The sequence below is a fragment of the Litorihabitans aurantiacus genome (genome assembly GCF_030161595.1).
In the GTDB taxonomy this organism is placed as follows: Bacteria; Actinomycetota; Actinomycetes; order Actinomycetales; family Beutenbergiaceae; genus Litorihabitans; species Litorihabitans aurantiacus.
Window position 1 is genome coordinate 1,640,811 of sequence record NZ_BSUM01000001.1, and the last position, 23,149, is coordinate 1,663,959.

Annotated in this window: 19 protein-coding genes, 1 other RNA gene and 1 pseudogene; 10 read left to right on the top strand and 11 right to left on the bottom strand. The window is 71.7% G+C overall.

The window, feature by feature from the left end:
- Position 1 precedes the first annotated feature (1 nt).
- From QQK22_RS07745 to QQK22_RS07760, 4 genes are all read left to right on the top strand, one after another.
- Positions 2 to 433 (top strand): hypothetical protein, encoded by a 432-nt coding sequence (locus QQK22_RS07745; protein WP_284250412.1) that lies wholly within the window; start codon positions 2 to 4, stop codon positions 431 to 433.
- 20 nt (positions 434 to 453) lie between these two features.
- Positions 454 to 726, top strand: a complete 273-nt coding sequence (locus tag QQK22_RS07750) for a hypothetical protein (RefSeq protein ID WP_284250413.1) — start codon at positions 454 to 456, stop codon at positions 724 to 726.
- A 6-nt stretch (positions 727 to 732) separates the two neighbouring features.
- Positions 733 to 1,086 (top strand): hypothetical protein, encoded by a 354-nt coding sequence (locus QQK22_RS07755; protein ID WP_284250414.1) that lies wholly within the window; start codon positions 733 to 735, stop codon positions 1,084 to 1,086.
- Between the two features lie 165 nt (positions 1,087 to 1,251).
- Entirely contained in the window at positions 1,252 to 2,448 is a 1,197-nt protein-coding gene (locus tag QQK22_RS07760; RefSeq protein ID WP_284250415.1) for a chymotrypsin family serine protease, read from the top strand.
- 697 nt (positions 2,449 to 3,145) lie between these two features.
- On the opposite strand, the gene rnpB is transcribed toward QQK22_RS07760, so the two are convergent.
- Positions 3,146 to 3,531: RNase P RNA component class A (rnpB, locus tag QQK22_RS07765), an RNA gene on the bottom strand.
- Between the two features lie 45 nt (positions 3,532 to 3,576).
- Between rnpB and QQK22_RS07770 the strand changes: the two are divergent.
- Together QQK22_RS07770 and QQK22_RS07775 are read left to right on the top strand one after the other, a co-directional pair.
- Positions 3,577 to 3,855: pseudogene (locus tag QQK22_RS07770) on the top strand (OsmC family protein); the annotation flags it as partial.
- 130 nt (positions 3,856 to 3,985) lie between these two features.
- Positions 3,986 to 4,795: a YaaA family protein gene (locus QQK22_RS07775; RefSeq protein WP_284250416.1), complete on the top strand. Its 810-nt coding sequence runs from the start codon at positions 3,986 to 3,988 to the stop codon at positions 4,793 to 4,795.
- 298 nt (positions 4,796 to 5,093) lie between these two features.
- On the opposite strand, the gene QQK22_RS07780 is transcribed toward QQK22_RS07775, so the two are convergent.
- From QQK22_RS07780 to QQK22_RS07825, 10 genes are all read right to left on the bottom strand, one after another.
- A complete protein-coding gene (locus QQK22_RS07780; RefSeq protein ID WP_284250417.1) occupies positions 5,094 to 5,828 on the bottom strand; it encodes a zinc ribbon domain-containing protein in 735 nt (244 codons plus the stop codon).
- A 9-nt stretch (positions 5,829 to 5,837) separates the two neighbouring features.
- On the bottom strand, positions 5,838 to 6,722 hold the full coding sequence (locus tag QQK22_RS07785; RefSeq protein ID WP_348525536.1) for a Nif3-like dinuclear metal center hexameric protein: 885 nt from the start codon (positions 6,720 to 6,722) through the stop codon (positions 5,838 to 5,840).
- 5 nt (positions 6,723 to 6,727) lie between these two features.
- Entirely contained in the window at positions 6,728 to 7,057 is a 330-nt protein-coding gene (locus QQK22_RS07790; protein ID WP_284250418.1) for a metal-sulfur cluster assembly factor, read from the bottom strand.
- Between the two features lie 20 nt (positions 7,058 to 7,077).
- Positions 7,078 to 7,566, bottom strand: coding sequence for a Fe-S cluster assembly sulfur transfer protein SufU (sufU, locus tag QQK22_RS07795; RefSeq protein ID WP_284250419.1), 489 nt, complete (start codon positions 7,564 to 7,566; stop codon positions 7,078 to 7,080).
- Complete coding sequence (locus QQK22_RS07800) at positions 7,563 to 8,870, bottom strand: SufS family cysteine desulfurase (RefSeq protein WP_284250420.1); 1,308 nt, start codon at positions 8,868 to 8,870, stop codon at positions 7,563 to 7,565. Before QQK22_RS07800 ends, sufU begins: the two co-directional genes overlap by 4 nt.
- Positions 8,871 to 8,933: 63 nt before the next feature.
- On the bottom strand, positions 8,934 to 9,692 hold the full coding sequence (gene sufC / locus QQK22_RS07805; RefSeq protein ID WP_284250421.1) for a Fe-S cluster assembly ATPase SufC: 759 nt from the start codon (positions 9,690 to 9,692) through the stop codon (positions 8,934 to 8,936).
- Between the two features lie 29 nt (positions 9,693 to 9,721).
- Positions 9,722 to 10,069, bottom strand: coding sequence for a non-heme iron oxygenase ferredoxin subunit (locus QQK22_RS07810; protein ID WP_284250422.1), 348 nt, complete (start codon positions 10,067 to 10,069; stop codon positions 9,722 to 9,724).
- A gap of 31 nt (positions 10,070 to 10,100) precedes the next feature.
- Positions 10,101 to 11,312 (bottom strand): Fe-S cluster assembly protein SufD, encoded by a 1,212-nt coding sequence (gene sufD / locus QQK22_RS07815; RefSeq protein WP_284250423.1) that lies wholly within the window; start codon positions 11,310 to 11,312, stop codon positions 10,101 to 10,103.
- Positions 11,312 to 12,748, bottom strand: a complete 1,437-nt coding sequence (sufB, locus tag QQK22_RS07820) for a Fe-S cluster assembly protein SufB (protein WP_284250424.1) — start codon at positions 12,746 to 12,748, stop codon at positions 11,312 to 11,314. The genes sufD and sufB overlap by 1 nt, the downstream gene beginning before the upstream one ends.
- Positions 12,745 to 13,476 (bottom strand): helix-turn-helix transcriptional regulator, encoded by a 732-nt coding sequence (locus tag QQK22_RS07825; RefSeq protein ID WP_284250425.1) that lies wholly within the window; start codon positions 13,474 to 13,476, stop codon positions 12,745 to 12,747. Before QQK22_RS07825 ends, sufB begins: the two co-directional genes overlap by 4 nt.
- Positions 13,477 to 13,633: 157 nt before the next feature.
- Here QQK22_RS07825 and QQK22_RS07830 point away from each other — a divergent pair, with 157 nt between their 5' ends.
- The 4 genes from QQK22_RS07830 (at position 13,634) to QQK22_RS07845 (ending at position 22,836) form a co-directional block, all read left to right on the top strand.
- Positions 13,634 to 14,581 (top strand): ABC transporter ATP-binding protein, encoded by a 948-nt coding sequence (locus QQK22_RS07830; protein ID WP_284250426.1) that lies wholly within the window; start codon positions 13,634 to 13,636, stop codon positions 14,579 to 14,581.
- A complete protein-coding gene (locus QQK22_RS07835; protein WP_284250427.1) occupies positions 14,578 to 15,312 on the top strand; it encodes an ABC transporter permease in 735 nt (244 codons plus the stop codon). Before QQK22_RS07830 ends, QQK22_RS07835 begins: the two co-directional genes overlap by 4 nt.
- A gap of 206 nt (positions 15,313 to 15,518) precedes the next feature.
- Positions 15,519 to 19,376, top strand: coding sequence for a S8 family serine peptidase (locus QQK22_RS07840; protein ID WP_284250428.1), 3,858 nt, complete (start codon positions 15,519 to 15,521; stop codon positions 19,374 to 19,376).
- 397 nt (positions 19,377 to 19,773) lie between these two features.
- Entirely contained in the window at positions 19,774 to 22,836 is a 3,063-nt protein-coding gene (locus QQK22_RS07845; protein WP_284250429.1) for a S8 family serine peptidase, read from the top strand.
- Positions 22,837 to 23,149: the final 313 nt, after the last annotated feature.

Sequence of the window (23,149 nt, forward strand, 5' to 3'; positions counted from 1 at the left end):
CGTGGCCGCCCTCGTCGTGCGCCTCTGGCGGCGTGTGCACGAGCCGCGCGCGATCAGCGTCCTGTACCTCGTGCAGTACCTGACCTTGACCGCCGCCGGCGGCTACGCCCTGTGGCGGCCGCCGTCCTCGATCGAGGGCGCCTACGGCGCCGGCGCGATGCTCACCCTCGCTGCGCTGCTCGTCGTGGGCGGGCTCATCGGCGCCATCGCCGTCCTGCCCGGGAAGTACGAGCTCGAGCGCCTGGCCGTCATCGGTGTGGCGCTCGCGTCGCTGATCTACGTGATCGTCATCGTCGGGCTGCACGCGACCTCGTCGGGGAACCGGCTGCTGCAGGCCGGGTTCGTCGCGGTGGTGCTGCTCCATCAGGGCGTGAGGTGGGTGCGGATCAAGGACCGCCCCTTCCGACCCCGTCCCCACACGGTCGAGGCGTAGCGCCGGGAAGGAGTCCCGGCGTGGAAGTCGGCGACATCATCCAGGGCCTGGCAACACTCGGCCTCGGAGCCATCATCACCAAGCTCATCGACTACGCCACCACCCGCCGCCGCGAACAGCGCGAGTCGCAGGGCAAGGCGTGGGAGGAGCGCGACCGCGAGGCGCGCGCTCGGCGAATCCTCGAGGAGTACGCCCACAAGCTGCGCCGCAACCTGTTCCGGCGCGGCGCGAAGGAAGGACCCGGCGAGGACGACGTCGCGCCGTGGCCGGACTACCACACCACCAAGGAGTGACCCCTCATGCTCACGTTCTCGATCGACCCGGCGCTCGTCATCGCGCTGCTGGTCTCCACCGTCCTGCCCGTGCTCGTCGGGCTCGTCACCACCAGGGTCACGAGCGGCGGCCGCAAGGCGACCCTGCTCGCGGGGCTCGCGCTGGTGACGTCGCTCCTGACCGAGCTCGGCTCCGCGATCGCCGCCGACCAGCCCTACGACGTCGGACTCGGGCTGCTCCTCGCGCTGCCGGTGTTCGTCGTCTCCGTCGCGATGCACTACGGCCTGTGGAAGCCGGTCGGTGCGTCCACCGCCGTGCAGCGCGTCGGCGCTCCGAGGATGACGCGCCGCGAGTACCGCGCCCAGCACCGTATCGACTGAGACGGGAATTCCCGACAGCGCCCCGCTCACCTCGTGGTGGGCGGGGCGCAGTCGACCACGAAGCGGAAAGTTGGCGTTGACAGCGCTTCACGGGAGAACCATGCTTCCTGCATGGCGAAAACAAGGGTAAAACATGCACGGGTGCTAGGTGCGTTCACAGTAGTCGTGGTCGCGATGGCGGGGCTCGCATCGCCGACGTCTGCGGAGCCGGGTGACGCCCCTGGTCAGATCCAAAGGGTTGACGGCGCGCCGGTCACCCCCGGAGCCGACGAGATCGGCCGGATCGTCGAGGAGTTCCCTAGCGACTTCTCCTACTCGAAGTTCACCGAGAGCGGCGACATCGTGGTCGCCTTCGCTGGTAGCGAGCCCGAGGGGGCCCGCGAGATCTTGGAGTCCTCGGGGTTGGGCGTCACCATCGTCACCGATACGGGCTTCATCGAATCTGACCTCGAAGCACCGGTGCTGGCGCTCGGCCAAGAGGCCTACCGGTCGCTCGGGCTTGCCAATGACGTTGAGGCGAGGCCCGACCTCCAATCGTTCATCGTGACGGTCTACGACGAAGACCTCGACTCGACGCGGCTTGACGAGGTCGAGCGGACCCTCGACGCGGCCACGACCCAGCGATCGAGCAGCCCGGTCGCTGGCTTCCGGGTCGATGTTCAAACGAGCGAGGGCGACATCGAGCCCACTTCGTGGGACCGGGCCGGCGGGACCTGGCTGGTTAACGCAAACTCGGGTAACGGGTTCTGCACGTCGAGCTTCGTCGCCAAGCGCGTCAACAGCGCGCCGGTGGGGGTCCTGACGGCGGGACACTGCCAGACCTCGCCCACCTTCCCGGTCAAGTACTACAAACCGTTCGGGTCGCATGAGAGCTACAACCTCGAGTTTTTCAGTTCGACGTTTGCCAGCGTCGGCGACGCGGCTTTTTTCCGCTCGCCGCGCATGATGGACGCGTGGTACCACTACGACTACTCAAGCGGAGCCCCTGTTCGCCTAGTCCGCGACCCTGTAAGGGACGAGACCGTCTGCCGGTTTGGCCGGGTCTCGGAAACATACTCCTGCGGGAAGGTACTAGCCACGCACACGTCCTGGACCCGGCGAAACAGCGACGGCACCAGTACCACTATCGGGGGCGTCTTCTCGGTCAACACGTTCAGCCGCAAGGGCGACAGCGGCGGGCCGGTCTTCACCAGCGGGAGCGTGGGTCAGAACGCGGTTGCGCTCGGACTAAATTCTGCCGGCCGCTTCGTGAGCAACACCGACGTTCCGGTTTATGGCGACGGCGCGAGGATGTGGGCGACCCGCATCAAGCACGCGGAGTCCCTCACGGGTACCCGGGTTTGCACGGCCCCCGGCTGCTAGAGCCGAACAGCCACCACCAACGAGCCCGAAGCGCCCCGCTCACCCTTCACGGGTGGGCGGGGCGTTTTGGCGTCTAGGTGCCGTCGCAGGCCTAGGGGGGACAGTGCCTACGACGGCGCTTGCGAGCGTAGGCCCAGATCCACCCACCCGCCACCGGAAGCGAGCGGCAGCGCTCGGACGCCGCCTCGCTCAAGGCACGAGCCTTCCACGGCAGCGCCCCGCCCAGCCGTGATGGCTGGGCGGGGGCGCTTCGTCATACCCAGGTGCGATGCTGCGCCCGTGCCCGGCATTTTCATGGACGTCCCCTCGTGGGACCACGAGCGGCAGCACTCCGCAATCGGTGGGCCGTCCCCAGCAGGTTCACGCCGTGCCGGTGGCCGCGCGGGCCCATCCCGGTGCGGGCGCGGCTCGTGTGGGAGCGCGACGGGGTCGAGTGGGTCGACGGGCGCGCGATGGCATGGACACGGCGGCTCGTGCTCGTGGAGGTGCTCGACGCCAGGCTCGAGCTCAACGGGATCTGGCTCGAAGTGTGCGACGTGCGGCGCCGGCTGCCGGCTGGCTGAGCGCGCCGGGGCTATTTGCTCCCTGTTTGCTCCGCGCCCGCACACGCTCCAACAAGCCGCAACATAGCAACGGGTGCGAACACCCTGGCCAGAGGCCCCGGCGGCGCCATCGCCGCAGGTCACAGCCCGTTCGTGGGATGAGTCGGCCGATACGCCGGGTTCTGTCCCCGCCGTCGGTCTCCCGACGACGGGTGGCGACCATCCATCTACGACGCACGTTGCCGTGCGCCTCCAGCGGCCTACCCGGGAGCGTCGAGCGGGCAGCTCGCTCCCTGTCTGGCCTTGCTCCGGGTGGGGTTTACCTAGCCGCACCGGTCACCCGGCACGCTGGTGCGCTCTTACCGCACCCTTTCACCCTGACCGCGCCGCTCCCCGAAGGGAGATGCGCGGCGGTCTTCTCTCTGTGGCACTGTCCCGTGGGTCACCCCAGGTGGCCGTTAGCCACCACCCTGCCCTGTGGAGCCCGGACGTTCCTCGGCCCCCGGGTCGCCCCGGGGAACGCGGCCGCCTGGCCGACTCATCCGCCCCCGAGTCTAGCCGCGCCGCGCGGGTCTAGATTCGCTGCATGGCCACGCACTCCTACGCCACCGCCCTCACCTGGCAGGGTTCGACCGGGGCGGGCTACGCCGCCTACACCCGCGACCACGACGTCGCCGCACCGCACGCCACCCAGGTCGTCGCCCTCTCGGCCGACCCCGCCTTCCGCGGCGACCCGGCACGCCTCAACCCCGAGCAGCTCGTGGTCGCGGCCGCGAGCTCCTGCCAGCTGCTGTCGTTCCTGGCCGTCGCCGCCCGGGCGGGGCTCGACGTCGTGGACTACCGCGACGACGCGACCGCCGTCATGGACCTCGCCGCCGATCCCCCGCGCCTGACCTCGATCGACCTGCGCCCGGTGGTCACGATCCTCGCGCCCGACGGCGAGTCCCCGACGCCGTCGCGCGCACCCACGCGCTCCTCGCGCAGGCGCACGAGCAGTGCTACATCGCCAACTCGCTGGTCACCCCGGTGCACCTGCACGCCGAGGTCGTGCTCCGCCCCGACGCCTAGACTCGTGCGGTGCTCCTCGTGCTCCCCCGTCCCGCGGTCAGACCGCCGGCCCCGCGGGGGCCGCACCCCTCGACGTCGACCGGCTGAGCCTGCCCGGCCTGAACGACCGGCGGAGCACCCTGATCTCGGCGCTGGCCGAGACCGAGCACGACCCTGCCGCGGCCCCGACGGCACGCGCGGCCGACGTCCTCACCGGCGTGCTCTACGCCGCGGCGGACCTGCCCGGGCTGCTCGCCCGCCCGGGTGCGGCCGCCGACCGCACCCGCGCCGACGTGCTGATCGCCTCGCCGCTGCTCGGCATGGTCGGTCCCGCCGATCCCGTACCCGCCAGCCGACTCGCGATGGGGACGGTGCCCGGCGTCGGCGGTCTCGGGCCGTTCTGGCGGCCGGCCATCGAGGAGGCGCTGGCGCAGCGGGCCGACGGCGAGCTCGTCGTCGACGTCCGCTCCAGCGAGTTCGCGCCCCTGTGGCGTCCGCCGGCGTCCGCCACCTGGGTGACGGTGCGGATCGAGCAGGAGGTCGACGGCGAGCGGCGCGTGGTCAGCCACTTCGCCAAGCACCTGCGCGGCGTGCTGGTGCGGCACCTGCTGCGGCGCCGGGGCGCGGAACCGAGCGATCTGCGGTCGCTGGCGCGTGCGGCGCGGGGGCTGGAGCGCAGCGGTCAGATCCTCGGGGTCGAGGTGGCGCCGTCGTCGTCGGCGTCGAAGCCCGACACCCTCACCCTCGTCTCCGCCTGACCCGGCCTCGCTGACGACGGCGAACCCCTCGCCCACGACGGCGCTCCCGCTGGCCGGACGGCGTGTCGGCCGCGACACGCGGCTGCAGCATGGCCCCGGACGCAGACTGCCGTCGTGGGCGAGGGCGGTGCCGTCGTCAGCGAGGGGTCGGCATTTGCGGCGATGGGCCCGGCAATCACCTCGCGGCCCGTCTCGTACCCCTCGCGGGCCCCACAGGTACCTCGCGGTGCGCCAAAAGTACCTCGCCGTCCCCCACAAGTACCTCGGGAGCCCCCACAAGTACATCGCGACGGGTGGGTCAGTCGTCGAGGCGGACCAGGATGTAGCCGTTCTCCTCGTCGCGCAGCACGGCGTCCTTCGGGGCGGCCTTGATCGCCGAGACCTCCGACAGGCTGAGGTCGAGCTGCAGCGGCTCGGTCCGGATGCCGCGCAGCCCGAGCACGGCCAGCCCGCCGTTGCTGGCGCGCACCTTCTCGTACAGCGCCAGCAGCGCCTCGTCGATGCCCGTCGCCGCGACACCGCGGCGAGCCGTCACATCCTCCAGCTGCGCGTCCAGCTCGGTGAACGCGGCATCGCGCTCCGCCGTCGCCGCCGCGACCTGGGTCTCGATCGCCGCGATCTGCTCGCGAATCGCCGACAGCTCGCCCTCCGCGCCCTCGAGCCCCTCCATCGCCTCGATCTCGACGTCCTCCAGCACCGACTGGCGGCGCGCGAGCTGCTCGAGCTCCGCCATCACCGCGACCGAGTCCTTCGCGCCGAAAGCCCCGGAGTCCAGGCGGCCCTGGTCGCGCTGGGCGCGCGTGCGCACCTGCTCGACGTCGGCCTCCGCCTTCGCCACGGCCCGCCGGTGGTCGTTGACCACGGACTCGGCCAGCACGGAGGAGCGGCGCAAGTCCTCGGCCCGGCCCGCGAGCTCGGTGAGCGTCGCGAGCGTCGGGTGGCTGCGGCGCGCGTGCGCGACCTTCGCGAGCTGCGTGTCGAGCGCCTGCACGTCGAGCAGACGCCGCTGGTCGGTGGCGGGGGCGGTGGTCACGGGGCCTCCTCAGGCGGGGTGCTCGAGCGGGTGCTCAGGCGGGGTGCTCGGGCAGAGGTTCCTGCACGGCGACGTCGGTCCAGGCATCGGTGCGCGCGGTGGAGACGTGGACCTCCACCGTAGTGCCCCGCGCCGCGGCGTCCTGCCGCAGCTGATCGGCGAGCGGTGGCAGCCACACCCACTCGCTCGCCCAGTGCGCGGCGTCCAGGAGGAACGGCCGCTCCCCGCCGCGCGGAAGTCGGTCGCGGGGTGGTGACGCAGGTCCGCGGTCAGGTACACGTCGGCGCCGCTGTCCCGCGCGACCGCGAGGTAACTGTCACCGCTGCCGCCGCACACCGCGACCCGCTCCACCAGCGCGTCGCCGTCGCCCGCCACCCGGATCCCCTGCGTCGTCGCCGGGAGGACCTCCGCCACGCGGCGCGCGAACGCGGTCAGCGTGACGGGCTCGGCCAGCCGGCCGACCCGCCCCGTGCCCGCACCTGCTGCGGCGTCCGGGTGCGTGGCGGGCACGAGCGGCTCCACGTCCACCATACCCACGGCCTCGGCCAGCGACGCCGAGACCCCGCCCGGGGCGTCGTCGGCGTTCGTGTGCGCGGCGTAGAGCGCGACGCCGGCTCGAACCAGCGTCGTCAGGATGCGGCCCTTCGCGGTCGTCTCGGCGATGCTCGTAACGCCGCGCAGCAGCAGCGGGTGGTGCACGAGCAGCAGGTCGGCGCCGATCTCGACAGCCTCGCGCGCCGTCGCCTCGGTCGCCTCGACGGCGCAGAGCACCCGGCGCACCGGCTGCTGCGGATCACCCGCGATCAGCCCGACGGCGTCCCACTCCTGGGCTGTCGAGCGTGGGTAGCGGCGCTCGAGATCGCCCAGCAGGTCCTGCAGCGACGAGGTGCTCACGCGCCTCAGACGTTGAACCCGATGGCGCGCAGCTGGTCGCGCCCGGAGTCGGTGATCTTGTCCGGACCCCACGGCGGCATCCAGACCCAGTTGATCGCGAGGCTGGTGACGAGCCCGTCGACGGCCTGGTTGGCCTGGTCCTCGATGACGTCGGTCAGCGGGCACGCGGCCGAGGTGAGCGTCATGTCGACCGTGGCGGAGCCGTCGGGCTCGATCACCACGCCGTAGATGAGGCCGAGGTCGACGACGTTGATCCCGAGCTCGGGGTCGATGACGTCGCGCAGCGCCTCCTCGACGTCGGCCACGTTCGGGACGGCGGAAGGGGTGTCGGTCATGTCTCCAGCGTAGTCCTCACTCATCGGGGCGCCTCCCCCACGAGCGCCTTCGCGCTCGCGTCGCGCAGCGCCATCCACCCCAGCAGCGCGCACTTGATCCGGGCGGGGAACTTCGCGACCCCGACCAGCGCCGCGGCGTCCTCGAGCCGCTCCTCGCGCTCGTCACCGAGCGGTTCGCCACGGGCGCTCATCAGTGCGCGGAAGTCCTCCGCGAGGGCGTCCACCTCGCGCACGTCCTTGCCGAGCACCAGGTCGGTCATGATCGACAGCGAGGCGCGCGAGATCGAGCAGCCGACCCCCGCCCACCCGAGGTCGGCGAGCACGGGGGCTCCGCCGTCGGGCGCCTCGTCCAGCCGCAGCCGGAGCGTGACCTCGTCGCCGCACGTCGGGTTGACCTGGAAGGACTCCCCCGCCATGGCGCCCTCGCCGACCTCGATCAGACCCTCGCCGTGACGCTCGCGCGCGTGGTCGAGGATGACCTGCTGGTAGAGCTGCTCGAGCGCGCTCACGCCGTCGCCTCCAGACCGAAGTAGGCCCGCACGCCCGCGAGGGCGGCGAGGAACGCGTCGACGTCGGCCTCGCTCGTGGCGACGCCGACCGAGGCGCGCGTCGAGGACGGCACGCCGAGGCGACGATGGATCGGCTGGGCGCAGTGGTGACCCACGCGCACGGCAATGCCGTCGGCGTCGAGCACCTGACCGACGTCGTGCGGGTGGACACCCTCGACCTCGAACGCGACGACGCCGAGACGCCGGTCGGCCGTCAGCGGCCCGAGCACCCGCACGTGCGGGATCGCGGCGAGCCCGTCGAGCAGCCGCTGCGTCAGCACGCGCTCGTGCTCCGCGACGCCGGCCATCCCGAGGTCGTCGAGGAACTGGGCGGCGGCGCGCAGCCCGACGGTCTGCGCCACCATCTGCGTCCCGGCCTCGAACTTCTGCGGCGCCGGCGCGTAGGTCGCGGACTCGAGCGTGACGATCTCGACCATCGACCCGCCCGTCGTCACCGGCGGGAGCGCCGCGAGCAGCTCGCGGCGCCCGTACAGCGCACCGATGCCCGTGGGCCCGAGCATCTTGTGACCGGAGAACGCCGCGAAGTCCACGTCCAGCGCGTGCAGGTCCACGGGCATGTTCGGCACGGACTGGCACGCGTCCAGCACCACGATCGCTCCGACGGCGTGCGCCCGCGCCACGATCGGCGCCAGGTCGGTCACGGCACCGGTCACGTTCGAGGCGTGGGTGACGGCGACGACGCGCGCCCGGTCCGTCACCACCTCCGCGAGCCCCGAGAGGTCGAGCCGCCCCTCGTCGGTCGCCGGGATGACGCGCAGCACGGCGCCGGTGCGGGCCGCGAGCTCCTGCCACGGCACGAGGTTGGCGTGGTGCTCGAGCTCGGTGACCACGAGCTCGTCGCCGGGCGCGAGCGCGAACCGGCGCGCCTGCTCACCGCCGCGCCCCGCCGTCGCGTTGGAGATGCCGTACGCGACCAGGTTGATCGCCGCGGTCGCGTTCGACGTCCACACGATCTCGTCGGTGTCGGCCCCCACCAGCCGGGCGACGACGGCGCGCGCGTCCTCGTACGCGGCCGTCGCCTCCTCGGCCAGTGCGTGGGCGCCGCGGTGCACCGCGGCGTTCGTCGTCAGGTAGAAGTCCTGCTCGGCGTCGATGACGCACTCGGGCTTCTGCGACGTCGCCCCCCAGTCCAGGTACACCAGGTCCCTGCCGTGCACCTGGCGCTCCAGGATCGGGAAGTCCGACCGGACGCGCACGAGCTCGGCGGAGGCCAGCTCGCTCGCGGGGGCTGTGGTGAGGGACATGGGCGGTGCTCCTGGGTGGGCGGGAACGTCGAGAGGGCGGCGGGGCTGTCGAGAAACTGCGTCTCAGACCGTCTGCGCGAGGAAGCGGTCGTAGCCCTCGGCCTCGAGGCGGTCGGCGAGCTCGGGGCCGCCCTGCTCGGCCACGCGGCCGGCGACGAAGACGTGGACGAAGTCGGGCTTGATGTACTGCAGGATCCGCGTGTAGTGCGTGATCAGCAGCACGCCGACCTCGCTGCTGTCCTTGAGGCGGTTCACGCCCTCGGACACGATGCGCAGCGCGTCGACGTCGAGGCCCGAGTCGGTCTCGTCGAGCACCGCGATCTGCGGGCGCAGGAGCTCCATCTGAAGGATCTCGTGGCGCTTCTTCTCGCCGCCGGAGAAGCCCTCGTTGACGTTGCGGGTCGCGAACTCGGGGTCCATGCGCAGCGCGTCCATGGCGCCCTTGACCTCACCGGTCCAGGTGCGCAGCGCCGGGGCGGTGCCGTCGATCGCGGTCTTGGCGGTGCGCAGGAAGTTCGCGACGGTGACGCCGGGGACCTCGACCGGGTACTGCATCGCGAGGAACATGCCCGCGCGGGCGCGCTCGTCGACGCTCATCTCGAGCACGTCCTCGCCGTCGAGCAGGATCTCGCCCTCGGTGACCTCGTAGCGCGGGTGACCCGCGATCGTGTAGGCGAGCGTGGACTTGCCGGAGCCGTTCGGGCCCATGATCGCGTGGGTCTCACCGCTGCGGACGGTGAGGTCGACGCCGCGCAGGATCGGCTTGGGGCCGTCGGGCGTCTCGATGCTGACGTGCAGGTTCTTGATCTCAAGGGTGGCCATGAGTGGTCCTTCGGGTAGGTCGTGAGAAGTCAGGGGGTGGGGGTGGCGGCCGCATCGACGTCGACGAGGATGACCTCGCCGTCCAGCGTCACCGGGTAGGTGAGCACGGGACGCGTCGCGGGCAGCCCGAGCGGGCGGCCGGTGCGCACGTCGAAGCGCGCACCGTGCTTCCAGCACTCGACGCTGCTCGCGTCGACGTCGCCCTCGCCGAGCGAGGCCCGGCCGTGCGAGCACTCGTCGTCCAGCGCGTGCACCTGCCCGTCGGGCGTACGCACGAGCGCGATCGTCATGTCCGAGCCGTCGGGCGCGGTGACGGCCACGCTCATCGCGGTGCCGGGCGCGAGGTCGTCGAGGAACGCGGCGCTCTGCGCGGTCATCGGACGCTCCCGCGCGCGCCGGCCGGGCGCGTCACTGGCCGGTCACCTCGAGCTCGGCCTCGATCGCCGCCTCGAGGCGGCTCTCGACGGCGGGCACGCCGATCTGCTGGATGAGCTCGGCGAAGAAGCCGCGCACCACCAGACGGCGGGCGACGTCCTCGGGGATGCCGCGAGCCTTCAGGTAGAACAGCTGCTCGTCGTCGAACCGTCCGGTGGCGCTGGCGTGACCGGCACCCTCGATCTCCCCGGTCTCGATCTCGAGGTTCGGCACCGAGTCCGCGCGCGCCCCCGGCGTCAGCACGAGGTTGCGGTTGAGCTCGTAGGTGTCGGTGCCCTCGGCCTCCTTGCGGATCAGGACGTCGCCGATCCAGACGCTGCGCGCGTCCGTGCCCTGGAGCGCACCCTTGTAGGTGACGCGCGAGCGGCAGTTCGGCGCGGCGTGGTCCACGAAGAGCTGGTGCTCGAGGTGCTGGCCGGCGTCGGAGTAGTACAGGCCGTAGAGCTCGACGTCGCCGCCGGGCGCGGACAGCGCGGCTGACGTGTTCAGTCGCACGACCTTGCCGCCGAGGCTGACGACGGTCCCGCGCAGCCGGGCGTCGCGCCCGAGGCGGGCGACGACCTCGCCCGCGTGCACGGCGTCGTCGGACCACGACTGCAGCAGCACGAGGTTCAGCTGCGCGTTGTCGGCGAGGTCGACCGAGATGAACTCGGAGTAGGTCGCGGTGCCGGTGCGGTCGATGATGAGCGTCGCCTCGGCGCTGGTGCCCACCGTGACGAGCAGGTGGCCGCGCACGTCCTGGCCGTCGCCGGACAGCGTGATCTCGACCGGCTCGGCGACCGCGGTGTTGGCCGCGACGGCGATCTCGACGGCCCCGCCGGAGCGGGCGACGGCGATCGCGGAGGCCCGGTCACCGGGGGCGCGCACGCTCGCGGCGCGCGCGGCCTCGGCGTCGACCTGGCGCAGCGTGACGCCGTCGGGCAGGTCGGTGCCGTCGGTGCTCCAGGTCAGGTGGCCGTCGGCCGCACGGTCGGCGAGCAGCGGGGCGAGGTGGTCGACGGCGGAGAACCGCCACTCCTCCTCGCTGCCGGTGATCTCGGGGAAGTCCGCGACGTCGAACGACGTCGTGCGGGCGGCGCGCGAGGCCTCGGGAGCCTCCGAGCCGGTGACCAGGCCGTGGCTGTGGGCCTCGTCCGCGGTCGCGCGGGTGTGGTCGGTGGTCAGTTCCGGTGTCGTCGCGGTCATCAGCCGACGGCCCCTTCCATCTGCAGCTCGATGAGTCGGTTGAGCTCGAGGGCGTACTCCATGGGCAGCTCGCGCGCGATGGGCTCGACGAACCCGCGCACGATCATGGCCATGGCCTCGGTCTCGGTCATGCCTCGCGACATGAGGTAGAACAGCTGGTCCTCGCTCACCTTCGAGACGGTGGCCTCGTGGCCCATCTCGACGTCGTCGACGCGCACGTCGACGTAGGGGTAGGTGTCGGAGCGGGAGATCGTGTCCACGAGCAGCGCGTCGCACAGCACGTTGGACTTGCTCGCCTCCGCGCCGTCGAGCACCTGGACCAGGCCGCGGTAGGACGCGCGGCCGCCGCCGCGGGCGACCGACTTGCTCACGATCGAGGACGACGTGTGCGGCGCCATGTGCACCATCTTGGAACCGGTGTCCTGGTGCTGGTCGGCACCCGCGAACGCGATCGAGAGCGTCTCGCCCCGCGCGTGCTCACCCATGAGGTAGACGGCCGGGTACTTCATGGTCACCTTGGACCCGATGTTCCCGTCGATCCACTCCATCGTGCCGCCCTGCTCCACCGTGGCGCGCTTGGTCACGAGGTTGTAGACGTTGTTCGACCAGTTCTGGATGGTCGTGTACCGGACGCGGGCGTCCTTCTTCACGATGATCTCCACGACGGCGGAGTGCAGCGAGTCGCTGGAGTAGATCGGCGCGGTGCAGCCCTCGACGTAGTGCACGTACGAGCCCTCGTCCGCGATGATCAGCGTGCGCTCGAACTGGCCCATGTTCTCGGTGTTGATCCGGAAGTAGGCCTGCAGCGGGATCGTCACGTGGACGCCCTTGGGCACGTAGACGAACGAGCCGCCCGACCACACGGCCGTGTTCAGCGAGGCGAACTTGTTGTCGCCCGTGGGGATGACCGAGCCGAAGAACTCCTCGAAGATCTCCGGGTGCTCGCGCAGACCCGTGTCGGTGTCGAGGAAGAGGACGCCCTGCTTCTCGAGCTCCTCGTTGATCTGGTGGTAGACCACCTCGGACTCGTACTGCGCCGCGACGCCGGCCACGAGGCGCTGCTTCTCCGCCTCCGGGATGCCGAGGCGGTCGTAGGTGTTCTTGATGTCCTCGGGCAGGTCCTCCCACGAGGCGGCCTGCTTCTCGGTGGAGCGCACGAAGTACTTGATGTTGTCGAAGTCGATGCCCGAGAGGTCGGAGCCCCAGGTCGGCATCGGCTTGCGGTCGAACAGCTTCAGGCCGCGCAGGCGGCGCTGCAGCATCCACTCCGGCTCGTTCTTGAGCTCGGAGATGTTGCGCACGACCTCCTCCGACAGGCCGCGGCGCGCGGTGGCACCGGCGTCGTTCGCGTCGTGCCAGCCGTAGTTGTAGTTGCCGATGGACGCGATCGTCTCGTCCTGGGTCATCGGCTGGGCCGGGGGTACCTGTGTCGTCATTGCGCTACTTCCTTCTCGACGGACTCAGAGGGCGGGGCGGACCGCTGCGGGGAGCGGACAGCACCGACGGGGATCGTGGGGACGTGCGTGGTGCAGGCGTGACCGCCGGTCGGGATCGTGGCGAGGCGCTGCACGTGCACACCGAGGAGACGCGAGATCATCCGCGTCTCCGACTCGCACAGCTGGGGGAACTGGGCCGCGACCCGCTGCACGGGGCAGTGGCCCTGGCACAGCTGGATCATGGGCCCGAGCTCACGGGTGGAGGCCGCGTAGCCGGCGTCGCCGAGGAGTCCGGCGAGCACGCGCGCCCGGGCCGCGACGTCGTCGCCCGCCGACTCGAGCGCGGGGCGGAACTTCTCCTCGAGAGCGGTCGCGCGGGCCTCGGCGTAGTCCGCGACGGCGTCCGGTCCGAGGACCTCGGCCAGGTGCGCCAGCACGTCCGACGCGAGGGCCGAGGAGTCGTCCGCGAGGTGCTGCTGCGCCGCGCGGGTGGCGACGTACTCGCGGGCGGGGCGGCCCCGACCACGCGGTCCCGTGACGGCCACGGCGCGCTCGGCGATCTCGCCGGCGTCGACGAGAGCGCCCAGGTGGCGGCGCACCGCGGCGGGCGTCAGGTCGAGGACCTCGGCCAGGGCGGACGCGCCCACGGGGCCGCGCTCGACCACCAGGCCGCGGACACGGTCACGGGTGCCGGGGTCGACGTCGAGCTCGGAGGACACCTCCTGCACGATCCACCTCCTCCGGCCGCGCCCGGGCACTCGGCAGTCCTCGGGCATCTTTAGGTAACAGTCTCGTTCCCTAAATCGATTCCCTCAAGCAAGGCCACCCTCACCGGACCGCTCCACGGGTCTCGACGCCGCACGCACCGCCGTAGAATCACCCCCCGTGCCCTCCCCCGCCCTCGTGATCGACGACCTCCACGTCGCCTACGCCGGACGAGGAGTGGTGGACGGCCTCAGCCTCACGGCGGGCGCGGGACGGATCACCGCGGTCCTCGGCCCCAACGGTGCCGGCAAGACCACCACGATCGAGTGCGCGGAGGGGCTGCGGCGACCCGACCGCGGCACCATCGCCGTCCTGGGCCACCGGCCCGGTTCCGACGAGGCGCGCGCCGCCGTCGGCGTGATGCTGCAGGACGGCGGCCTGCCGATGGGACGCTCCACCCGGGACGTCCTGACCCTGCTCGCCCGCCTGCGCGGGCGCGACGCCGGCACCGAGGTGCCGGCGCTCCTGGAGCGCCTCGACCTCGCCGACGTCGCCCGCACGAGTGTCCGACGCCTCTCGGGCGGCCAGCGCCAGCGCGTCGCGCTCGGGGCGGCGATGCTGTCCGAACCCGCGCTGCTGTTCCTGGACGAGCCGAGCGCCGGTCTGGATCCTCACTCGCGACGGGCCGTCTGGGACCTCGTGCGTGCGCTGCGCGACGGCGGCACCGCCGTCGTGCTCACCACGCACCTCCTGGAGGAGGCGGAGGCCCTGGCCGACGTCGTCCACGTGATGGCCCGCGGACGGCTCGTCGTCTCCGGCTCGCCCCGCGAGCTGGTCGAGCGCCACGCCGCCCCCGACACCGTGCGGCTGCGCACCGCCGCGCCGCTCGCGCACGAGGCCGCCGAGGATCTCGCGCTCGCCGTGGGTGCGCGGGTCGAGACCGTGCCGGCGATGCCGGACGACGTGCTCGTCCTCCGGCGCGACCCCGCACCGGAGGTGCTCGCCGGGATCACCTCCTGGTGCGCCGACCACGACGTGCGGCTGACCGCCCTCGAGGTCGGGGGCGGCACCCTCGAGGACGCCTACCTCCGGCTGACGGCCCTCGAGGCGACGGGAGGGACCCGATGAGGCGCGTCCTGCACTACGCGGTCTTCGAGGCCGTCTCGGCGCTGCGGCACGGCGAGCAGCTGCTCGTCTCGATCGTGCTGCCCGCCCTGGTGCTCGTGGGTCTCGGCCGCAGCGAGATCCTCTCGCTCGACCTCGCCCCGGGTCAGAACCGCCTCGACGTCGTCGCGCCCGGCGTGCTGGCGCTCGCCGTGCTCTCCTCCTCCTTCACGTCGCAGGCCATCGCGACGGCGTTCGACCGTCGCTGGGGCGTGCTGCGGCTGCTCGCGACCACGCCGCTGGGCGCCCGCGGGATCGTGACGGGCAAGGTCTGCTCGGTCCTCGCCGTCCAGATCGTGCAGGTGCTCGTCCTTGGTGCGCTCGCGCTGGCCCTGGGATGGCGTCCGGATCCGGCCGGGGTACCCGCGGCCGTCGGCGTCGTCCTCCTCGGCTCGGTGGCCTTCACCTCGCTCGGCCTCCTGCTCGCCGGGACGCTGCGCGCCGAGGCGGTGCTCGCCCTGGCGAACCTCGTGTGGGTCCTGCTGCTCGTGGGGGGCGGCCTCGTCCTGCCGGCGTCCACCACCTCGGAGGCGCTCGGCGCCGTCACGCGGTGGCTCCCCTCGGGCGCGATGGGCGACGCGCTGCGCCAGGCGCTCGACGGCGGAGGGACCGACGTCGCCGCGGTCGCCGTGACAGCCGGCTGGGCACTCCTGCTCGCGCTCCTCGCCCGGCGATTCTTCCGCCCGACGGCGTAGCAGCAGAATCGTTCAGGAATGAACGAACAGCCACGCTAGTCGTTCATCACAGATCATTTTCAGGAATGCTCCAGGAATCCTTTACTGGGCACTGGGCGCGCCCTAATGTCATTCACGCCTGCACCTTCGCAGTCGAACCGACATCCTGGAGTTCACGCGTGCCTTCTCACTCCCCACGACCACGGTGGCGCCACCCCGCCGCGACCGTGACCGCCGCAGCACTGCTCATCACGACCGCGGTGGGAGCCACCGCCGAACCCGCCGACGTGGGCGACCTCCCCGATCCGACGACGCTCCCGCCCGCCGCGCCGGTGACCCCGCAGCCGGGATCGGACGCCCCGGACGCCGGGGGCGCCTCGACCGACATCCAGGACGCGGAGGGACCGACGACCGTCTTCGTCGAGGTGACCGCACCCACCACCCGCGAGGCGCTCGCGGTCTCCCAGCTCGATGGCCTGAGCCCCCAGGGACGCACCGAGGCCTCCACCGCGGAGAGCGTCGTCGAGCAGGCTGCCGACACCGTCGTCGCCGCCCTGCCGGACGACACCCAGGTCCTGTACACCTCCACCCACGGTCTGGCCGGCGTGGCCCTGACGGCCGACGCGGCTGCGCTGCGCGAACTCGCCGAGCGCGACGACGTGCGCTCGATCACCGAGATCGTCCCCATGGAGCGCACCTCGAACGGTGGCTCCAACCTCTTCACCGGCGCGTCCGCCGCCTGGCAGGGTGTGGACGGCCTGGACGGACTGACCGGTGAGGGCCAGACGATCGCCGTGATCGACTCCGGCGTCGACTTCACCCACGCGACGTTCAACGCCGACACCGCGGCGGCCGCCGCCTACCCGACGACCCTCGACGAGGAGGCCGAGCGCTACTTCGCGACCACCCCCACCTGGCCGCAGGGCAACGTCGTGGGCGGGTGGGACTTCGTCGGGCGCGCCTACGTCGGTTCGAGCGGCCCCGCTGCGGCACCCGACGGCAACCCGATCGACGAGGGCGCCGCGGTGTGCCGTCCCGGCGGTGGCGGTGGACACGGCACCCACGTGGCGGCGACGGCCGCGGGCCGGGGTGTCACCGCGGGAGGCACGACGTTCGAGGGTGACTACGCGGCCCTCGGCGAGGAGGACCAGAAGCAGATGATCGTCGGACCGGGGTCGGCACCCGGGGCCGACATCGTCGCGCTGAAGGTGTTCGGCTGCGACGGCGTCACCAGCTTCAGCGGTGACGCTCTCGACTGGCTCCTCGACCCCACCAACGAGATCGCCCAGCGCGTGACGGTCGTCAACATGTCGCTCGGTGGGGCGCTCGCCCCGGTCGACGCCACGACGAGCAGGCGCGTCCAGCAGCTCACGGAGGCGGGCAAGGTCGTGGTCATCTCCGCCGGCAACTCGAGCGACGTGCACGACGTCGGCGGGTCGCCCGGGAACTCGAACGCCTCCCTGTCCGTGGCCAACTCCATCAGCGACACGACCGACTACGTGGCAGCGAAGGTCTCGGTCGCCGGCGGACCGGAGCAGGGCGTCGGCGGCCAGTACTCCGAGGCCTTCACGTTCCCCGACGGCCCGGTCGGACCGCTCGACGCCGTCACCCTGACCCCGGGGACGCTGCCGTACAACTCCGGGTGCGAGCCCTACACCGCGGCCGATCGCGAGCGGGTCGCCGGGAAGGCTGTCGTCCTGGCCTGGGACGACACGACGACGCCGCTGCCGTGCGGTTCGGCGGCCCGGGCGCAGAACGCATCCGACGCCGGTGCGGGCGGGACGATCTTCACCGCCACGAGAGAGACCTTCTCCGCGGGCCTGGCCGGCACCGACGCCGTCCCGACCTTCCAGATGATCGGCTCGGCCACCCGGAGCCTCCTCGCCTACGAGCCGACGACGGGCGTCATCAGCATCTCCACGCCGTTCACGATCACCTTCGACTCCTCGACCTACCAGCGGGGCGTCGCGGTCCCCGATCTCGCCGACACCCTCAACCCGGGCTCGTCCCGCGGTGTGCACGGTTCCTTCGGATCGACCAAGCCGGATGTCGCCGCTCCGGGTACCGGCATCAACTCGGCGGCCGTGGCCACGGGCAACGGATCCGCGATCAAGTCCGGCACGTCCATGGCCGCACCGCACGCGGCGGGGATCGTGGCACTGACCCGGGAGGCGAATCCGGGGTGGACCGCCGCCCAGGTGAAGGCGGGGGTGATGAACACCGCGGTGCACGACGTCGTGGTGGACGGCACCCCGTTCGGCCCGCAGCGCGTGGGCTCCGGCCGGGTCGACGCGGTGGCGGCCACGAGCACCTCCGTCATCGCCTACGACAGCGAGAACCGGGACGGGGTCTCGGTCGGCTTCGGCGTCGTCGAGCTGGTCGGGCCGACGGAGCTGACGCGGACCGTCGAGATCTTCAACGGCGGCGACGCGGCCACGACCCTCGATGCGAGCTACCGCGCCCAGACCGAGGTGCCCGGGGTCGCCTACCGGCTCTCGCCGGAGAGCGTCACGGTCCCGCCCGGAGGTACCGCGACCCTGGACGTGACGCTGGAGGTCACCGACCTCGACGCCGTCGAGCGCACCATCGACCCCACGATGAGCTCGACGGATCCCATCACGAACACCCCTCGCGAGTACCTCACCGTGCCGCAGGGGTGGATCGAGCTCACGGGGGCACCAGAGGTCGAGACGCTGCGCCTGCCCGTCAGCGCCGCCGTCAAGCCGGCCAGCGAGACCGTCGCCGGACCGATCACCTTCGGGACGGCGCAGACCACCTCCACCGCCTTCGGGATCGCCGGACGAGGTGTCGACACCGGCGGGTACACCTCGATGGTGGCGCCGTTCAACCTCCTTGCGACCTCGCCGCAGATCGACCCCGACGGGCCCGCCGCAGCGCAGTCCGCCGACCTCAGGTCCGTGGGTGTCTCGCAGTACCGCGTCGGTGAGGAGCCCTACCTCGCCCTGGGGATCGAGACCTGGGGCCCCTGGGCGACGCTGGGGGCTTCCAGCTCGACGTTCCTCGTCGGCGTCCAGACCCCGCGCGGCCTCTACATCGTGACGCTGCGGAAGGCCGGGTCCAACCCCACCTTCGGTGATCGGAGCGTCGTGACGCTGCGAGCACCCAACTCGACCACGGACATCCGCACGGAGTTCGTCAACGGCGTGCCGGCCACGGTGGACACCAACACGTTCGACTCCACCGTCGCCGTCCTGCCCGTCTCGCTGACAGCTCTCGGATACACCCCGGCACAGGTGGCCGCCGGGGTCGATCTGCGACTGATCGTCGCCTCGCCGCAGGAGCAGATCTCCAACCTGTCGTTCCGCACGGGGTCGGGTCTGACCTTCGGTGGCGGGTCGTCGGCGGTCTTCGAGGGCCTGCCGGGGACGTCGATCGACGTCACACGATCGGCACCCGCACCCGCCACTCCCCCGCCCCCGACGCCGGGACCGTGGGACCCGACGCCGCCGGCGAACGCGTGGAGACCACACCCTCCGGAGAGAAGGTCCTCCTGCTCCACCTGCACAACCAGGCAGGCAAGCAGGGCCAGATCATCGACGTCGGCAACATCGTGCCACAGGTCCCCGCCGACCAACGCTTCATCGACGTCCCGGCCACCAACCAGTTCCACCCCGACATCACCTGGCTGGCGAACCAGGAGATCACGACCGGGTGGGACACCCCCGCCGGCAAGGAGTTCCGACCCCTGGCACCCATCGCACGCGACGCCATGGCCGCATTCCTCTACCGCCTGGCCAAGCCCGAGAACTACACCCCGCCCACGACGTCACCGTTCATCGACGTCCCCACCGACAACCAGTACTTCACGGAGATCGCCTGGGCCTTCCAGGCAGGCATCACCACCGGTTGGGACACACCGGCCGGCAAGGAGTTCCGCCCGCTGGCCAACATCAACCGCGACGCGATCGCAGCCTTCGTCTACCGCTACGCCGACCACGCCGGCATCGACGTCGACAGCTACACCACACCCTCGACAGCCGAGTTCACCGACCTCACCACCACCACGCAGTACTTCCGCGAGGTCAGCTGGCTCGCCGACAACGGCATCACCACCGGATGGCTGAACCCCGACGGCACCACCCACCGGTTCGAGCCGCTCAGCCCCGTCCAGCGCGACGCCATGGCCGCCTTCCTCTACCGCCTGAACACCAACGTGCTGTCCTAGGACGCACACGCTCCACCCAGCACCACCGCTGCGGGCGCCCGAACCACCGGGCGCCCGCAGCGCTGTGTGCGGGGCCGCGATCCGCACGGTGGCGCGGATCACAGACACCAAGGCCGTGATGCACGTTCTTGACCGCACCCTGATCGTCAACGTCGGTGAAACATGAGGCCTTTACTGTCGACGGGACGGAACCTTAACGTCGACCCCACCTGTGTACCCACAGGTTCGCCCAACACCTGGAGATTCGCGTGTCACCACACCCCCAGCACCCACGGTGGCGGTACCCCGCTGCAACCGTGGCCGCAGCAGCGTTGCTGATCACGTCCGCCGTCGGAGCGACGGCCGAGCCGGGAGACGAGGTCGACCCCGCCACCCTGCCCTCGGCGGAGGCGCTGACCGGCACCGACGCCGACACGACCGCCCTGAAGGTGCAGTCCCTGGCAGGTCTCAGCGGACCGACCGAGGCCTTCGTCGAGTTCACCGACTCCACCACCCGAGAGGCCGTGGCGCAGTCGCGCTCCGCCTCGCCGCAGGCGGTCGCCGACACCGCGCAGCAGCAGATCGAGAGCACGGCGGACGAGGTCGTCGACGACCTCGGTGACGTCACCGTGCTGTACACCGCGACGAACGGCCTCGCCGGCGTCGCGGTCAGCGCCGACGCCGACGCGCTCCGCGCCCTCGCGGACCGCGACGACGTCGTCTCCGTCAAGCCGATCATCCCGAAGGAGCGTCAGTCCAACGCTGGCATCGACCTCTTCACGGGTTCGGCCGCCTCCTGGCAGAACGCCGGTGTCACCGGCGAGGGCCAGACGATCGCCGTCATCGACTCCGGCATCGACTTCACCCACGCGTCCTTCAACGCCGATCCCCAGTACGCCTACCCGGCCGAGCTGAACGACGCCACGAAGACCCTGCTGGCCACCGAGCCCGAGTGGCCGCAGGGCAAGGTGCTGGGCGGGTACGACTTCGCCGGTCTGAATTACACCGCGGCCGCCGGCCAGCTCCCCGAGCCGGACGCCAACCCGCTGGACGAGGCCCCCGGCCTGTGCGGCGAGGTTCCTCCCACCTCGCCGCGCAGCGACGGTCACGGCTCGCACGTCGCGGGTACGGCCGCCGGTTGGGGCGTCGAGGCGGACGGCACGACGTTCGAGGGCGACTACACCACCCTGGGCGAGGAGGAGCTGCTCGCCATGCAGGTCGGTCCCGGCTCCGCACCCGATGCCGACCTCGTCGCGCTCAAAATCTTCGGCTGCGCCGGCAGCAGCTCCGTGACGGGCGCCGCACTCGACTGGCTGCTCGACCCGACCAACGAGCTCGCCCAGCAGGTCACCGTCGTCAACATGTCGATCGGGTCGACCTTCTCCACGGTCGACGACCCCGAGAACGCGCTGATCGACCAGCTGGTCGACGAGGGCGTCGTCGTGGTCACCTCGGCCGGCAACTCGGGCGACACCCACGACATCGGCGGTTCCCCGGGCAACGCCAACTCGAGCCTCTCGGTCGCCAACTCGGTCGCCGACACCTTCAACTTCGAGGGCGCGGCCGTGACGGTCGGCGACGGCGAGTCCGAGACCGTCCCCGGTCAGTACTCGATCGCCTACACCTTCCCGAACGGACCCGTCGGGCCGTCCGAGGTCGTCACGCTCGAGACGCCGCTGCTGCCCGCTCCGTCGGCGCAGTTCCCGGAGCCGAGCGAGCTCGACTACTACTCGGGCTGCTTCCCGTACTCCCCCGAGGACGCCGCGAACGTCGCCGGCAAGACCGTCGTCGTCGCGTGGGACGACACCGTGGGCCTGCCCTGCGGTTCCGCCGCCCGCGCGGGGAACGCCGCCGTCGCCGGCGCCTCGGGCATCGTGTTCACGGGTCTGAGCGAGGTGTTCGCGGCCGGCCTGTCCGGTGACGAGCGCATCCCGACGTTCCAGTTCACCGGCCCGGTGACCGCCGAGCTGCTCGACTACACGCCCGCCACGGGCGTCATCACCATCCCCGAGCCGCTGGAGATCACCTACGACAACTCCCTGTCGGTCCTGAGCGTCGCCGCCCCCAGCGTGGCCGACACGCTCAACGACTCCTCTTCGCGAGGCGTGCACGGGTCGCTCGGCTCGACCAAGCCCGACGTCGCCGCGCCCGGCACGACCATCGCCTCGGTCGCCGTCGGCTCCGGCAACGGCTGGACCAACAAGTCCGGCACGTCGATGGCTGCCCCGCACGCCGCCGGCGTCGCTGCTCTGACCCGCGCCGCGCACCCCGACTGGAGCGCCGCCCAGGTCAAGGCGGGCGTCATGAACACCGCCACGCACGACGTCACCATCGGTGACGTCGCCTTCGGCCCGCAGCGGGTCGGCAGCGGCCGGGTCGACGCGTTCGACTCGGTCAACAACACCGTCATCGCCTACGACAAGGGCAACTCCGACGGCGTCTCGGTCGGCTTCGGCGTCGTCGAGCTCGACCCGACGCGCGCGACCTCGATCACGCGCACCGTCGAGATGCTCAACACCGGCGACGCCGAGGTCACGCTCGGCGTCGGCTACACCGCGCAGACCACGGTGCCCGGGGTGGAGTACACGCTGTCCGCGTCCTCCGTCACCGTCCCGGCCGGCGGCACCGCCGAGGTCGACGTCACGCTGTCGGTGGCTGACCCCGCCGCCGTCGCGCGCACGCTGGACCCGTCCATGGCGCCGTCCCAGGTCGCCGGCCTGCCGCGCGAGTTCCTGACCATCCCGCAGGGCTGGATCGAGCTCACGGGTGCCCCCGAGGTCGAGACGCTGCGCGTTCCGGTCAGCGCCGCGGTCAAGCCCTCCAGCGCCGTCGCCGCCGGTCCGATCGTCTTCGGGTCCGACGTCGCCACCTCCACCCACGTCGGCCTCGCCGGTCGTGGTGTGGACCAGGAGGGCTACCTCTCCGCCACCGTCCCGCTCAACCTCGCGGCGGAGTCCCCGCTGCTCGACGCCGACGCGGACGCCAGCCTCCAGGCCGCCGACATCAAGGCTGTCGGCACCTCGCAGTACTACCTCGACGCGGACACCCCGTACATCGGTTTCGGCGTCGAGACCCACGGCCCGTGGGCGACTCTCGGAGCCTCGAACTCGCTGCTGATCGAGGTCGACACCCCCAGGGTCCGTACGAGGTCGTCGTGCAGAAGTACTACGACGGGATCGACCGGTACGACCTCTCTCTCGTGCTCGTCTACAACGAGGCGGGGGCCAACACCGGTCTGGAGTTCATCAACGACGTCCCGGCGTCGATCGACACCAACTCCTTCGACTCGGCGGCGGCCCTGCTGCCCGTGTCGGCCGAGTCGCTGGGCTTCACACCGGCGCAGATCGCGGCGGGGGACATTTCGTTCACCTACAGCGTGAGCGGCACCTCCTTCCTGGCCGACGGCGGTGTGTACGACACCGTCGCCGACCTGGACTTCACGTGGGGCGAGGGCCTCGGCTTCGCCGACCAGGGCGCCGCGGTGCTCGTGGGCCTGCCGAACACCTCCATCCCGGTCACACGTCTCGGTGGTGCCACCGCTCCGGCACTCTCCGGCCAGCCGCGACCGGACCTCGCCGGTCCCGGCGGCGTCTCCACCCAGGAGCGCGTCGAGACCGTGCCGAGCGGTGAGCGGGTGCTCTTCCTGCACCTGCACAACAAGGTCGGCAAGCAGGGCCAGATCGTCGACGTGCA

Coding starts and splice junctions, on each gene's coding strand:
- QQK22_RS07790 (WP_284250418.1), bottom strand. CDS start 7,057: ATGACCGACACCCCTTCCGCCGTCCCGAACGTGGCCGACGTCGAGGAG.
- sufB (WP_284250424.1), bottom strand. CDS start 12,748: ATGACGACACAGGTACCCCCGGCCCAGCCGATGACCCAGGACGAGACG.
- sufC (WP_284250421.1), bottom strand. CDS start 9,692: ATGGCCACCCTTGAGATCAAGAACCTGCACGTCAGCATCGAGACGCCC.
- QQK22_RS07755 (WP_284250414.1), top strand. CDS start 733: ATGCTCACGTTCTCGATCGACCCGGCGCTCGTCATCGCGCTGCTGGTC.
- sufD (WP_284250423.1), bottom strand. CDS start 11,312: ATGACCGCGACGACACCGGAACTGACCACCGACCACACCCGCGCGACC.
- QQK22_RS07800 (WP_284250420.1), bottom strand. CDS start 8,870: ATGTCCCTCACCACAGCCCCCGCGAGCGAGCTGGCCTCCGCCGAGCTC.
- QQK22_RS07835 (WP_284250427.1), top strand. CDS start 14,578: ATGAGGCGCGTCCTGCACTACGCGGTCTTCGAGGCCGTCTCGGCGCTG.
- QQK22_RS07810 (WP_284250422.1), bottom strand. CDS start 10,069: ATGACCGCGCAGAGCGCCGCGTTCCTCGACGACCTCGCGCCCGGCACC.